Annotated in this window: 10 protein-coding genes; 3 read left to right on the forward strand and 7 right to left on the reverse strand. The window is 67.2% G+C overall.

The annotated features are described in order from the left end of the window. Nucleotides 1-166 precede the first annotated feature (166 nt). Nucleotides 167-1,702: a hypothetical protein gene (locus EV646_RS00005; RefSeq protein WP_132142589.1), complete on the forward strand. Its 1,536-nt coding sequence runs from the start codon at nucleotides 167-169 to the stop codon at nucleotides 1,700-1,702. Between the two features lie 6 nt (nucleotides 1,703-1,708). Here EV646_RS00005 and EV646_RS00010 read toward each other — a convergent pair whose 3' ends face one another. The 4 genes from EV646_RS00010 to EV646_RS00025 form a co-directional block, all read right to left on the reverse strand. Further along, nucleotides 1,709-2,560, reverse strand: a complete 852-nt coding sequence (locus tag EV646_RS00010) for a carbohydrate ABC transporter permease (RefSeq protein WP_132142591.1) — start codon at nucleotides 2,558-2,560, stop codon at nucleotides 1,709-1,711. After that, nucleotides 2,557-3,483 carry a carbohydrate ABC transporter permease gene (locus tag EV646_RS00015; RefSeq protein ID WP_132142593.1) on the reverse strand — a complete coding sequence of 309 codons (927 nt, stop codon included), beginning with the start codon at nucleotides 3,481-3,483 and terminating at the stop codon, nucleotides 2,557-2,559. Before EV646_RS00015 ends, EV646_RS00010 begins: the two co-directional genes overlap by 4 nt. A gap of 4 nt (nucleotides 3,484-3,487) precedes the next feature. Beyond that, a complete protein-coding gene (locus EV646_RS00020) occupies nucleotides 3,488-4,822 on the reverse strand; it encodes an ABC transporter substrate-binding protein (protein WP_241995073.1) in 1,335 nt (444 codons plus the stop codon). A gap of 61 nt (nucleotides 4,823-4,883) precedes the next feature. Beyond that, nucleotides 4,884-7,670: an alpha-L-rhamnosidase gene (locus tag EV646_RS00025; protein ID WP_132142597.1), complete on the reverse strand. Its 2,787-nt coding sequence runs from the start codon at nucleotides 7,668-7,670 to the stop codon at nucleotides 4,884-4,886. A 181-nt stretch (nucleotides 7,671-7,851) separates the two neighbouring features. Here EV646_RS00025 and EV646_RS00030 point away from each other — a divergent pair, with 181 nt between their 5' ends. Beyond that, nucleotides 7,852-8,745 carry an AraC family transcriptional regulator gene (locus tag EV646_RS00030; RefSeq protein WP_132142599.1) on the forward strand — a complete coding sequence of 298 codons (894 nt, stop codon included), beginning with the start codon at nucleotides 7,852-7,854 and terminating at the stop codon, nucleotides 8,743-8,745. Here EV646_RS00030 and EV646_RS00035 read toward each other — a convergent pair. After that, entirely contained in the window at nucleotides 8,711-9,400 is a 690-nt protein-coding gene (locus tag EV646_RS00035; RefSeq protein ID WP_132142601.1) for a TetR/AcrR family transcriptional regulator, read from the reverse strand. The two genes, EV646_RS00030 and EV646_RS00035, sit on opposite strands and share 35 nt — an antisense overlap. 85 nt (nucleotides 9,401-9,485) lie before the next feature. On the opposite strand from EV646_RS00035, the gene EV646_RS00040 reads away from it, so the two are divergent. After that, nucleotides 9,486-10,676, forward strand: a complete 1,191-nt coding sequence (locus tag EV646_RS00040; RefSeq protein ID WP_132142603.1) for an FAD-dependent monooxygenase — start codon at nucleotides 9,486-9,488, stop codon at nucleotides 10,674-10,676. Here EV646_RS00040 and EV646_RS00045 read toward each other — a convergent pair. Both EV646_RS00045 and EV646_RS00050 read right to left on the reverse strand, forming a co-directional pair. Then, entirely contained in the window at nucleotides 10,644-11,102 is a 459-nt protein-coding gene (locus EV646_RS00045; protein WP_241995077.1) for a PGPGW domain-containing protein, read from the reverse strand. The genes EV646_RS00040 and EV646_RS00045 overlap by 33 nt on opposite strands. 38 nt (nucleotides 11,103-11,140) lie before the next feature. Next, on the reverse strand, nucleotides 11,141-13,207 hold the full coding sequence (locus EV646_RS00050; protein WP_241995079.1) for a peptidoglycan DD-metalloendopeptidase family protein: 2,067 nt from the start codon (nucleotides 13,205-13,207) through the stop codon (nucleotides 11,141-11,143). Nucleotides 13,208-13,286: the final 79 nt, after the last annotated feature.

Genomic DNA, 13,286 nt, shown 5'->3' on the forward strand with positions numbered 1-13,286 from the left:
CAACCAGCAACCTGACCCACGGGGAAGACCACCCCGACGGCCAGACCGCCAGCCAACACGAACCGATCACCCCGAACCCAAATCGCAACAGGCTCCTAGGGCGAGAAAACCCTCCATCGAGAAGCAGCCGCAGGCCTGTGTCCTTGGGTGAGCCTGACCGAGCGACGTGGCCGGGCCGGTGATCTACTTCGCGGGTGTATCTGAGCCCTTCCTGTTGGAGTTTACGTCGTGGTATTGGCGGGCCGCGTTCGATGAGGCGGAGTTGCGTGGCGCCGTTGCGGCGATGAACGAGCCAACCACCGCGGAGGAGTTCGAGCGAGGGTTCCTGACGCTGTTGCGCAGTGGCGAGACCGTTGCCTGTGGCATCGCGTTGGACTATTTCGACCGGGGCGAGATGACGAGTCGGTTCGTGGGGGGTAATCCGCTGGAGCCGTACGCCGAGGAGGTGTTCACGGTGGCTCGGCGGCTGCTCGCCCAGCCGCCGAGGCCTGCGGATGACATCGCCCGGATGGAGGGCGCCAATCATGCGAGTGCGCTGGCCGCGTTGTGGCGCTCGGGGTTGATCGAGGAGGACGCGGACAGGATCGCCGAGATCCTGGTTCGGATGCCCGTGGTCGAGTTGCGGGAACGTGCTTTGGACGCGGCGCGCGTCTTCGTGGATGACGACGAAGAGAGTTATCCACGACTTGCCGCGCTGATCACCCGGGTGGAGGCGTGTCGCACGCACGTCGAGGCGATCGCCGCGCTGCGAAAGGATGCCAGGGCCGAGGCGACCGCCGCCCTGGTCGACGCGACCACGGACGCCGAATGGCGGGTCCGGCAGGAGGCTGCTGCGGCGCTGGCGCACGGCATGCGCTTCTACGCGCACCGGGACTTGCTGGAGCGTCTGGAGCGGGACTGGTCGGCCGACGAGCAGTCCAGCGCGGCTCAGGAGGTTCGCGACGCGCTGGCCCCGGGACCGCACAGTTGGTCCTGGGAGGGGACCGAGCTGCCGACCGCGGAGCTGCGCGAGGCGCACCGCGAACTGCGGTCGCCCACCACTGAGGCCACGCACCGACAGGCTTTCCGGACCATGCTGCGCAGCGAGTCACCGGTGGCGGTGGGGATCGCCCTCGAACACATGCACCACGTCGACGGCCTCACTCGCTTCGGTATGGACGACACCGAGCACCACCAGGAGGCTCTCGCCGTTGCGCGCGACGTTCTGCGGCAGCCGTCGTCCCCGGCGGACCTGAGTCCGGGCACGGGCGCCGGCGCGAACCATGCGGGCGCGCTGGGCATCGTGGCCGAGCTGGGCGAGCCGGAGGACGCCCCGGCGATCGTCGCCGGCCTGAAGTCGGTCTTTCGGGTGGTCCGTGAGTGCGGCCTGGAGGCTGCGACTGATTGCCTCCAACGCTGGGAGGTACCGGACGAAACGATCATCGCCGCGCTGGAAGACCTGATCTTCGACAGCTCGGCGGACCTGGTACTGCGCACGGACGCGGTGGTCGCACTCTTCGCCGTAGAGACGCCGCAGGTGACCGCCGTACTGCTGCGCGCCGCCCGCTGCAGCGAGCTTCCCATCCAGGTCGAGGGCGCCAACGGGCTGAGCATCCAGTCCGGGGCCGACGACCATCGGGACCTGCTTCGCGAGGTCGTCAGGTCCTGGCCGGAGGACGCAGGGGACCGCGCCTGGATTGCGCGGGACGCCCTGCGTCCGTGACCGGCTTCAGCCTTTGATGGCGCCGGAGGTCAGTCCGGCGACTATTTGGCGGTTGAAGAAGAGGAACATGATGAGGGGTGGGATGGTGATCAGGAGGATGTCCATGAAGAGGAGGTTGTACTGGGTCGTGAACTGGCTGGAGAAGTTGTAGAGGGTCAGCTGGACGGTTGCGTTCTGGTCGCCGGGCAGGAAGTACAGCGGGTTCACGAAGTCGTTGAACACATTGACCGACTGGACCACCACGACGGTGATGATGACGGATCTGAGCAGCGGGAAGATGACCCGGAAGAACAGCCGCAACGGCCCGGCCCCGTCGATGATCGCGGCTTCGTCGAGTTCGCGGGGGATGGTCGCGACGAACGCCCGGAACAGCAGGATGCAGAACGACAACCCGAACGCGATCTCGATCAGGATCAGCCCGGGCATGGTCTTGAACAGGCCCAGCTTCTGCAGCACCCAGATCGTCGGTACGACGGCCGGCGGGATGATCAGCCCGGACAGCACCAGGAAGTTGATGAACGGGTTCCACCGGCTCTTACGGCGTTGCAGCACGAACCCGGCCATCGCCGCCAGCACCACCATGCCGGCCACACTGGCCACGGTCAGGATCGTGCTGTTGATGAAGGCGATCACCAGCATGTAGTCGCGGGCCTTGACCACCTCGACGAAGTTCTGCACGATCCGGAACTGGTGCGGCCAGGAGAAGTCCAGGTCGGCCGACTGCTGCCGGTCCTTCACCGCGGTCAGCACGATGAACGCGAACGGGATGACGAACACCACGATCGAGGACAGGATCGCGACCGCGCTGAGCAGGTAGTTCCGGCCCGGCTTGTGGTTGACGAGTTCGGCGGTGCTCACATCTCCACCTCCTTCCGGTTCAGGAACCACGACAGCGGCAGGATGATCGCGGTGACCAGCAGGAACAGGATCACGTTGCCGGCCGTCGACAGCCCATAGAACCCGGCCTGGTACTGCTTGTAGATCACCGACGAGATCACGTCCGAGGTGAACCCCGGCCCGCCGCGCGTCATCGCCCAGATCAGCTCGAACGACCGCAGGCCGCCGATCAGCGACAGGATGATCACGGTGACGGTGGCCGGCTTGCACAGCGGCAGCACGATCCGCCAGAACGACTCCCACGACCCGGCGCCGTCGACGCGAGCGGCCTCCATGTACTCGCGGGGGATCGACACGATGCCGGCGATGTAGATCAGGGTCGCCAGCCCGACGCCCTTCCATACGTCCACGGCGGCGATCGACATCAGCGCCCATTTCGGGTCGGTCAGCCACCCGGGTCCCTGGATGCCGATCACGCTGAGGGTCTCGTTGATCAGCCCGCGCTCGGGGTTCATCAGCACCTGGAACAACAACCCGACGCCGATCGTGCTGACCAGCACCGGGAAGAACACGACCGAGCGAAGGTATCCGCGGCCGACGATCCGCGACGTCAGCAGTACGGCGAGCAGCAGCCCGAGCACCACCTTCGACCCGGACGTCACCACCGCGTAGATCAAGGTGTTCGTGAAGCCTTTGACCAGGGCCGGCTCCTGGAAGAACATCACGAAGTTGTCCAGCCCGATGAACTTCGACTCGAACAGACTCCACCGGGTCAGGCTGTAGTAGAACGAGGCGAAGGTCGGGACGAGGAACAGAATGCTGTAGATCAGCGCGGTCGGCAGATAGAACCAGAACGAGTACGGCGAGTAGACCTTCCCCCCGGCCGCCGAAGCGGCCGGGGTCGCGTCACTACGCGACTTCACACGAGCAGAAGTGATGGTCATAGCATCACCAGCCCGCCAGTCCGAGTTGCTGCGCCTGCTTCTTCACATCCTCGTCGTACCGGGCCGCACCGTCCTTGGCCTTGCGGATACCGGACCCGACCTCGACGGTGATCTGCTCCAGCGACGGGCCCTTCACCGGCGAGAGGAACTCCAGCGCCAGGCTGGACGCCCCTTGCTTGTCGAGGTACGGCTGCATGTCCTTGATGGCCTGCGGTACGTCGGCCGGCAGCGTGCAGCCCTTGACGGCGTACGGACCGGTCGGAGCGCCCGCTTCGGACTGGGACTTGCAGCCGTCCGGGCTGGCGACGAAGGCCAGGAACTTCTTGGCCGCGTCCAGTTTGTCGCCGGTCGTGGTCTTCGGGATGTAGAGACCACCGGGAGTCCACAGGGTCAGCCCGTTCGTGGCCGCGTTGTCACCAGGCAGCGCGAACAGTCCGACGGTCTTGGCCGCGTCCGGGTAGGTGGCGATCATGTTCGCGACCACGCCGGACAGGATCGGGTAGTGCGCACCCTTGCCGGTGGCAAGCATCTTCAGGCCGTCCGGCAGCTTGGCAGAGGCGAAGTCCTTGTTCTCGTAGCCGGCGTCGTGGACGGCCTGGGTGTGCTCGAAGCCCTTCAGGGCCGCGGGCGAGGTCGCGTACTTCGCCTGGTTCTTGGTGTACTTGTCGGCGAAGTCCGGCTCGGCAGCGGACACGTTGTGGAAGTCACCGAGGACGAACAGCTGCGACGTCCAGGTCTCGCCGTACGTCTGGATCACCGGGGCGACCCCGCCGCCGGACGCCTTGATCTTGGCGTTGTTGGCCATGAACTCGGCCCAGGTCTTCGGCACCTTCAGGCCGAGCTTGGTGTAGACCGGGATGCTGTAGAGGACCGCGCCGCCCATGAAGCCGCCGACGGGGGCGCCGTACACCTGCCCGTCGGCGGTCACGGTCTTCTTGAAGTTGTCGTCCAGGTTGGCGACCCACGGTTCGTCGTTGACCGACAGCAGGTTCTTCTGCGGTGCGATCGCGTTGAACAGCGACCCGGTGTTGTAGTTGAACACGTCGACCATGTCGCCGGTGGACAACCGGGTCTTGATGATGTTGTCGCCCTCGGTGCCACCTGGCCTGGTCTCCACCTTGACGGTGATGCCGGGGTTCTTGGCGGAGAAGTCCTTGGCGAGCTGCTCGGCCTCCTTCACGTCCTGATCCTGGTTCGTGGTCAGGTACGTGATCTCGACCGAGCTACTACCGCCCGAGTCGTCGCTGGAACCGAGACTGCCCGCGCTGCACGCGGTCAGGGCGAGGGCGCCGACCGCGAACAGGGCCAGTCCTCTCGTGCCTGGGCGGAACCTCATCATGACCTCCAAGGGGATGTTTCGTCAGGGCAGGTGCATCGGGGCGGGGGTCGTCGGGTGTTGCTCAGTTGGTGTCGAGCAGGGCGTCGAGCTTGGCTTGCAGTTCTTCGGACGAGCGGGTGAAACCACGCGGGCTGACGGCTTCGACGAGCTGGTCGGCCGGCTGCTCGAGGTAGCGCTCCAGCCGCGCGGCGAGTTCGGCGTCATCGGCAACGACCTCGGCCTCGCGCGCCGCGGTCGCGATGGTGTCCCAGCTGGGCTCGTGATCCATCAGTTGCCGGATGGTCGCATCCGCGGGCAGCGCCGGCGTCTCGCCGTACGGGTCCTCGGCCGTCCACTCGTGCGTCCCGTGTCCGACCTCGACAGGCTCACTCTGCCCAGGTACGGCGACCTGTGCCCGCGCGCCGACGGGAACAGTCACACTCAGCTGGATCTGGCCGTCGGAGCGACTCCACGAGACCGCCGCTTCGCCGTACGGCGTGAGGTGCTTGGCCGCGGCGCTCGTGAGGTGCGACGTGAACAGCGGCCGTACGACGATAGTCCGGTAGGCCGGGTCACCGGCGGCGAGGCCGGCGACGCGGCGGTGCATCCAGTCCGCGACCGCTCCGAGCGCGTAGTGGTTGAACGACGTCATCTGGCCGGGGTTGATGCTGCCGTCGGGCAGCATGCTGTCCCAGCGCTCCCACACGGTCGTCGCACCCATCGTCACTGCGTACAGCCAAGAGGGGCAGCCTGTCTGTAGCAGGAGGCGATATGCGAGGTCAGGATGTCCGGAATCGGCCAGCGCGTCGGCCATCAGCGGCGTACCGACGAAACCGGTGCTGATCCGGAAGCCTGACGTACGGACGAGGTCGGCGAGGCGTTCGCCGGCGCGGCTGCGCTGGGTCTCGGTCGGCAGCAGCGCCCACTGGAGTGCGAGCGCATAAGTCGTTGCCGCGTCGCTCAATACGCGTCCGCCCTCGGTGGCGTACTCGGCGGCGAAGGCCTGCCGGACGCGCGCGGCGAGATCGGCGTACTCGCGGGCCAGATCAGCCTGTCCGACGATCTCGGCAGCCTTGGCGACGACCTCGGCCGAGCGGGCGAGGTGCGCGGTGGCGATGACATCCGGGTCGGCCTTCGCGCGGAACGGGTTGTCCGGCGGCGCGGTCGGGTCGAGCCAGTCGCCGAACTGGAAGCCGCCGGACCAGAGCAGGTCGTCGCCGGCCAGGGCGGCCATTTTGTCCACCCACGCGCGCATGCTCGGCAGTTGACGTTCGAGCACCTCGGCGTCGCCGGTGCGTTCGTAGATGACCCACGGAACGATCGTTGCCGCGTCACCCCAAGCTGCCGTTGCCGGACCGTCGTTCTTGAGCACGTCCGGGATGACGAACGGGACCGAGCCGTCCTTCTGCTGCTCGGCCGCTAGGTCGGCGAGCCAGTTGGTCAGGAAGCCGGCAGTGTCGAACAGGAAGCTCGCGGTGGGGGAGAAGACCTGGATGTCACCGGTCCAGCCGAGCCGCTCGTCGCGCTGCGGGCAGTCGGTCGGCACGTCGACGAAGTTGCCGCGCATGCCCCAGACCACGTTCTCGTGGAACCGGTTGAGCAACTCGTGGGAGGACTCGAACCATCCGGTCCGCCGCAGGTCCGACCCGACCACAACGGCCTCGAGGTCGGCCAACTGAAGATCGGGTACGCCGGTCACCTCGGCGTACCGGAAGCCGTGGAAGGTGAGTGGCGAGTCGAGCGTGACCTCATCGGGTCCGGCGAGGATGTAGGTGTCGGTCGCCTTGGCGGTGCGCAGTGGGCGGACGCCGAGCTCGCCGTTCTCGAGCACCTCGGCCTGCCGCACGACGATCTCGTCGCCCTCGGCGCCGCCGCGGACCGTCAGCCGGACCCGGCCGACCACGTTCTGGCCGAAGTCGACCAGCGTCTTGCCGGACGGCGAGGTCGTGATCTCGACCGCGGGTACGACTTCGGTGATCCGCACTGGCGGGCCGTCAGGTGCGACGAGCAGGTTCAGATCCGCGTCCAGTACGTCGACCGGCTTGGCCTCGCCGGGTGTCCGCCGGAGGTCGGTGCTCTGGCCGTCGTACAGGTCGTCGGCGGTGATCGCGCTCTCGCGTGCCGTCCAGGTGTCATCGGTGCCGAAGGTGTGGACCGTGCCGTCGGCGGTGGTGACCTCGAGTTGCGCAAGTACGGCGAGGTGGGTGCCGTACACCTCTTTCTGGTCCCGGAAGCCGAGGCGGCCGCGGTACCAGCCGTTGCCGACCAGGAATTCGAGGCTGTTCTCACCCGCGCGGACAAGGTCGGTCACGTCGTACGTCTGGTAGCGGAGGCGGTACTGGTACGCCGTCCAGCCCGGTGCGAGCTCTTCGTCGCCGACCCGCTGACCGTTGAGTTCGGGAACGTAGACACCGTGCGCGGTGGCGTAGAGGCGAGCCTTCACGACGTCCGAAGGCAGGTCGGCGACACCGGCGAGCAGGGGAGCGGGTGAGCCGTAGGAGTTGTCGCGCGGGCTGACGAAGCGTGCGGTCCAGTCGGTCGCGCTGAGCAGACCTGCCTCGACGGTCGCCGGCTCGCTCCACTCACTCCAGTCGTCACCGCCCCGGACGCGCACGCGAACCTGCGCGGACTGGCGTGACGCGAGCGGGTCACCCGGCCACGGGACCAGGACCTGGTCCGGCGACTCGACCGTGTACACCTGAGCCGTTCCCGTGCTGATCTCGACCTCGTACGCCGTCTGCGCGTAGCCGGCAGGGGCGGTCGGGACCTGCCACGACAAGCGTGGCGTGGCGGTGCCGATGCCCAGCACGGGCCCGGCGTCGGTCCGGTGTTCGAAGCGGAGAAGGGTGGGTGCGGCGAGGTTCGACATGAGACTCCAACCGACGAGTGAAACGATTCAGTGGGTGCTGTGACACAGCGCGGCGTGTTGTTTCGGATTGATGGCGGGGAGGTTTCGCCTGTCCACTGATCCTGCGACCAGTCGCCGCCGAGGACTAGCCAAAAGTGCACTCGTGGTAGCACAAAATGCACCTTGGCCCCTATGGTGAGGCATGGCCGACGAGCCGGTACGGACCATCGGGACCCTGCTGCACTTCATCGAAGGAACACAGGTGCACGCGGGTCCACATTTGCACACACGCTTCCATCCGCTGCACACGCACAGCTTCTTCGAGCTCGCGCTGGTGATCGGCGGCGAAGGTGTGCACCACAGCCAGGCCGGACGGCAGCGGGTCGAGGTCGGCGACGTGATGGTGCTGCGGCCGGGCGTGTGGCACGAGTACGTGGACTGCCGGGACCTCGAGGTCTACAACTGCTGTTTCTCAGCCGACCTGGTGCAGCGCGAGCTGGCCTGGACCCGCGAGGATCCCTTGCTGGGTTATCTGTTGTGGACCGGACCGTTCTCGGCACAGCGGCGCGGCATGCTGATGACGCATCTCGACGAGGATGCGTTGAAGCAGGGCATCGGCTATCTCGACCGCATCCGGGAACTGCGGAACGAGTCGCTCAGCCGGCGGCGCGGCGACATCGTCGGCTGGCTGTCGCTCTACCTGAGCTGCGTCGCGCGGACGATCGAGCGCGACGAGCTCGGCGGTCAGACGCATCCCGCCGTACTGGATGCGATGCGGATGATGGAAGCGGACCCGGCGCGGCAGTGGACACTGACCGAGCTGGCGCAGGCTTTGCACCTGGCGCCGGGGTATCTGGTGCGGCTGTTCAAGTCGGCGACCGGTACGCCGCCGATGGCCTATCTGTCGCGGCATCGGGTCGAACTGGCCGCTGAGCAGTTGCTGCATACGGACCTGCCGATAGCCCGGATCGGGGAGTCGGTCGGGTGGCCGGATCAGAACTATTTCGCCCGCCGGTTCAAGTCGCATTTCGGGCTGAGCGCATCGACGTACCGGCAACGTTTCAACCAGCGGAAGCACAGTCCTTCCGGGCGTTGATCAGGGCTTCCAGGCCGTCGAGGATGCGGTCGAGGCCGAACTCCAGGCCCTGGTTCTCACTGCCGCCCGCGGTGGTGAGAGCGGCCGTCAGGCTCGGGAATCGGGCGGCCTCGGTGGTCAGGATGTCGGCCAGCGCCCGGTTGATGTGCTCCTCGGTCAGACCCGTCGTGATGGTCTGCTGAGCGATGTTCCGGACGTGGCTGGTGAGGACCAGGATCGAGTCGAACTGCTCACCGCCGCTGAGGCCCGAGTCTGTCAGAGCCCGGATGCCGCGGTCCATCCAGGTCAACTCGTTGGGGCCGAGGAGCCGGCGTCCGATGGTGGACTGCAATAGCCACGGATGTTTCGCGAACGCCGCGTAGAGGTCGAAGGCCCAGGTCTTCAGGGCCTGACGCCAGGGCTGTGCCGGGTGCTCAGGCGGGGGACCGATGGCGAGGTCGCTCATCACCGCGACCAACTCGGTCTTGCCCGGGACATGGCGGTAGAGCGCCATTTTGGTGACCGGCAGGTCGTCGGCCACGCGTTGCATCGAGACCGCGTCCAGGCCCTCGATGTCGGCGATCCGGATCCCAGCCTCCGCGATCTCGGTCAAAGTGATCGCCGGCTTCGGCCCCCGGCTGCGTTGTTGTTGCCGCCCCCACAGCAGTTCCGTCATCCCGCAGTCCTTCCTTGTCGGCTTGAACTGTGTCTACCATACACAGTACTGTGTCCGGCGGACACAATTAACGATGGAGGCCGTGATGAAGGTTCTGGTGTCGGGTGCGAGCGTGGCGGGTCCGGCGGTCGCGTACTGGCTGGGGCGGTATGGGTACGACGTGACGGTGGTCGAGCTCGCGCCGGCGCTGCGCGAGGGCGGGTACGCGGTCGACTTCCGCGGCCCGGTCAACTTGGGGGTGCTGTCGCGGATGGGTGTGCTGGATGACCTGCGGGCGCGGCAGACGGGTGGTAGCCCGATGCGGTTCGTGGACGAGGCGGGCCGGCAGCTGATGCGGCTGCCTGGTGAGTTTGCCGGGGGAGACCTGGAGGTGCTGCGGTCGGATTTGTCCCGGATTTTGTACCAGCACAGTTGCGAACGGGCGTCGTACCGGTTCGGGGACTCGATCGCTTGGCTGAACGAGCACGCCGGGGGTGTCGACGTCCGGTTCGAGAGTGGGATCGAGGAGACGTACGACCTGGTGATCGGGGCGGATGGGCTGCACTCGATCGTCCGGCGGCTGGCGTTCGGGCCGGAGCGGGAGTACGTGCGTCACCTCGGGTACTACATCGCCGGATGGGAGCTGCCGAACACGCTCGGAATCTCGGGCGACGCGCTGATGTACAACGTGCCCGGGCGGCTGGCGAGCGTCGGCCCGGACCGGCGGGATCCGGCGAAGGCGGGGACGATGTTCCTGTTCAAGTCGCCGGAGCTGACTTATGACCGGCGCGATCGCTCGCAGCAGAAGGCGATCATCGCCCATGCATTCGACGATCTGGGCTGGCACGTCCCGCAACTGCTCGAGGGGTTGCCGGCGGCAACGGAGTTGTACTTCGACTCGATCAGCCGGGTCGACGTCGATCACTGGTCCACCGGCCGGGTCGTGCTCCTCGGCGACGCCGGGTACGGCGCGACCGTTGGCGGCATGGGCACGAGTACGGCGGTAGTGGCGTCGTACATCCTGGCAGGGGAGCTGGCGACGTCCGGTGGTGACTACCGGGCGGCGTTCAAGCGTTACGAGGCGCAGTTGCGCAAGCCGGTGTCGAAGACGCAGAACGGTGGCAACCGGACCGGGAAGTTCCTTGCCCCGGGCACCCGGTTCGGGATCGCCGCACGGAACCGGTTGCTGTCGACACCGTTCTTCCTCGACCAGATGCTGAAGGCCGGGGCGAAGATCAGCGGCCTGGTCGAGTTGCGGGACTACTCAGGGGAGCAGCGGCAGCTTGTACAGGAATGACTCCCAGGAGTCCGGGAGCCAGCCGGGCACCCCGAGGACGGCCATGTAGAGCCAGATCACGACCAGGACACAGACGAAGAGCGCGACGGTGCCGAGGGCCTTCAGCCAGGCGGGTTGCTTGCCGGTCCAGGTGGTAAGCGCCTTCACCCAGTCCTTGACCTTGTACAGCACGCGCTGAGCCCACTCGAACTCGCTCGCCAGTACGGCGAGGCCGGCGATGAACAGCGGGATGCCGCCGGGGCCGGGCAACCACCCGGTCAACGGCGCAGCGATGATCAGCACCCCGCCCACCACACCCACGACGATGCGGTAGATCAGGTGCTTCGTCGGGTTCGCCCGAATCCGCCGTCGCCACTCCCACCGGTCGTCCTGAGCGTCCAGCGTGATGTTGTGATCAGTGCGGTCGGGACTCTTCTGCTCGGCCACGCCCCAAGCGTACGTGCTACTGCAACGACTGTATGGATTCAGGCGGTCGGGGGTTTGCCGAACTCCCAGTGCCAGGGTTCCTCGCGGCTGCGGCCCTGGTCGGCCCAGGCCGGGTGGACCCAGCCGAAGGCGGCCGCGTGGGTCTTCATCCACTTGTACTGGACGGTGCCGTAGTGCTCGATGCCGCCGCAGAGGTCGACGGCGACGCCCCAGCCGTGGTTCGACGTACCGGGCAAAGCAGCCAGGGACGGTTTGCGGGCGTACAGGTCCACCTGGGCGCTGTAGGAGCGGTACGAGTCGGTGATGCAGAGGCGCTTGCCGAAGTGGGCACGGTAGGCGCTAGCCAGTTGCAGGTACGCCGCGGCCGCGTCGCACCGCAGCTTGTGACCGGAGGTCCCAACAGCACACAGTTTCCTCGCGGGGATGACGCCGTTGCTGTAGCCACCCCAGCCGGTACTCGCGGTACCAGTGGCCAGGAACGGCATCGGGTTCACCGGGTCCCCACCGAGACGTACCTCGAAGTGCAGGTGCGGTCCGGTCGTGTTCCCTTTGTCTCCGACGGTGCCGATCCGTTGGCCCGCACTCACGGAGGCGCCATCGGAGACATCAATCTCATTCAGGTGTGCGTAGAGCGTCTCGAGGCCGTCGCCGTGATCGATCCGTACCAGGTTCCCCGCCCAGGCTGGGTGCTCGATCGACACGGTTCCCGCGGTCGCCGCTCGTACCGGCGTACCGATAGCCGCCGGGAAGTCCTGCCCGGTGTGGAAGCCGCTCGACCACAGGTCGCCGGACTGACCGAACGGCGTACCGATCTCGTACGTCCCGTCCGCCAGCGGCCAGGTCCATGAGTCACTGCCACCGTCGTACGTCGGCGTCGCGCCGCATCGGAGCGCTTGGGCCTTGGAGGTGGCGACCGGTGCGTTCTGCGGCCGGTGCGGTTTGCCCAGCGTGGGGCGCAGAGCGGCGTACAGGTTGTCCGGGACGCTGGTGACAACGACCGAGCCCTTCGTCTCGTCCGCGGCGATCATCTCGCCGGTGTCGAGCGCGATGCCGATGTGGAACAGGCCGATGGACTTGCTGCCCATCACGAGCACGTCGCCGGGCTGGATCAGGCCGACCGGTACGGCCTGATAGTCCGCGTAGACCTTGCCAACCAGGTCGGGGAGGGTCGTGTACGGCGTCCACGCGGCCCGGGCCGTGGCAAGGCACCCATACCTCTTCGGGCCGGTCGCGCCGGCCCCGTACGGCTTCCCGACCAGGCTGAACGCCCGGTTCACCGCACGGATCGTCTCCGCCGGCAGCACGCGGACAACCCGCGTGTCGTCGACGACCGCGGCCGCGCCGGGGACCGCCTTGCCGCTCTTGATCAGCGGCCTCAGGCCAGCCGGAAGCTTGGCCGGATTCGAGATGGCACTCGCAGCCGGCGCCTTGACCTTGGCCACGGTCAGCTCGGTCAGGTAGGTCTTCCAGCGGGAGAGCGCCTGCTGGTTGCGGGTATCCTGAAGCTGGTCGGCCAACTCAGAGGCGTTGGCCAGCTCCGCGACCTGATCCTCCATCGCAGCCGCCCCATCCGCGGCCTTCTTCGCGACAGCTTGGCTCAGCTGCCTCGCCTTGGCAGCGGCCTGGTCGGCGACCGCGCGCTTGGTGGCGGCATCCCTGCTCGCTTTGTCCGCTACTGCCGCGGCTGCCACCGCCGTCTGGTACTGCGAAACCTGCGCGCTGCCGGCCTGGATGATGGCGGCCTGGCGGTCGGCGATCTCTTGCAGGTTCTCCGCGATCGGTGCGAGCGACCACAGCATCGATTCGGTGCCGATGGTGGTCGGGAGACCCAGCTGGTACGCCTGGACCGTCAGCAGTCCGAGCCGGTGACGCTCTTGCACCGCCTTCGCCTTGGCGACTGCCGCTGCGGCCTCCGCCCTTTTGGCTGCGGCTTCGGCGGCCTGGGAGGCCTTGAGCGCGTTGGTGTAGGCGATGGTGGCCTTGGCGAATTCAGCCTGCAGGGCGGCAGCCTCGGCCCGGAGTTGTTCGAGCGAGTGGCTGACCTGGGTCACGGATGCCGGTGGCGGTGGCGTGGGGTCATTGGCGTACGCCGGCAGCGCGGTCACTGCCAGTAACGTGCCGAGCGTCGCGAGCCGCGCCCCCCGGCGATTCCCCAACCCCATCAGTCCCCCAATTGTCGGTCGC

This window comes from Kribbella antiqua (assembly GCF_004345665.1).
Taxonomy (GTDB): domain Bacteria; phylum Actinomycetota; class Actinomycetes; order Propionibacteriales; family Kribbellaceae; genus Kribbella; species Kribbella antiqua.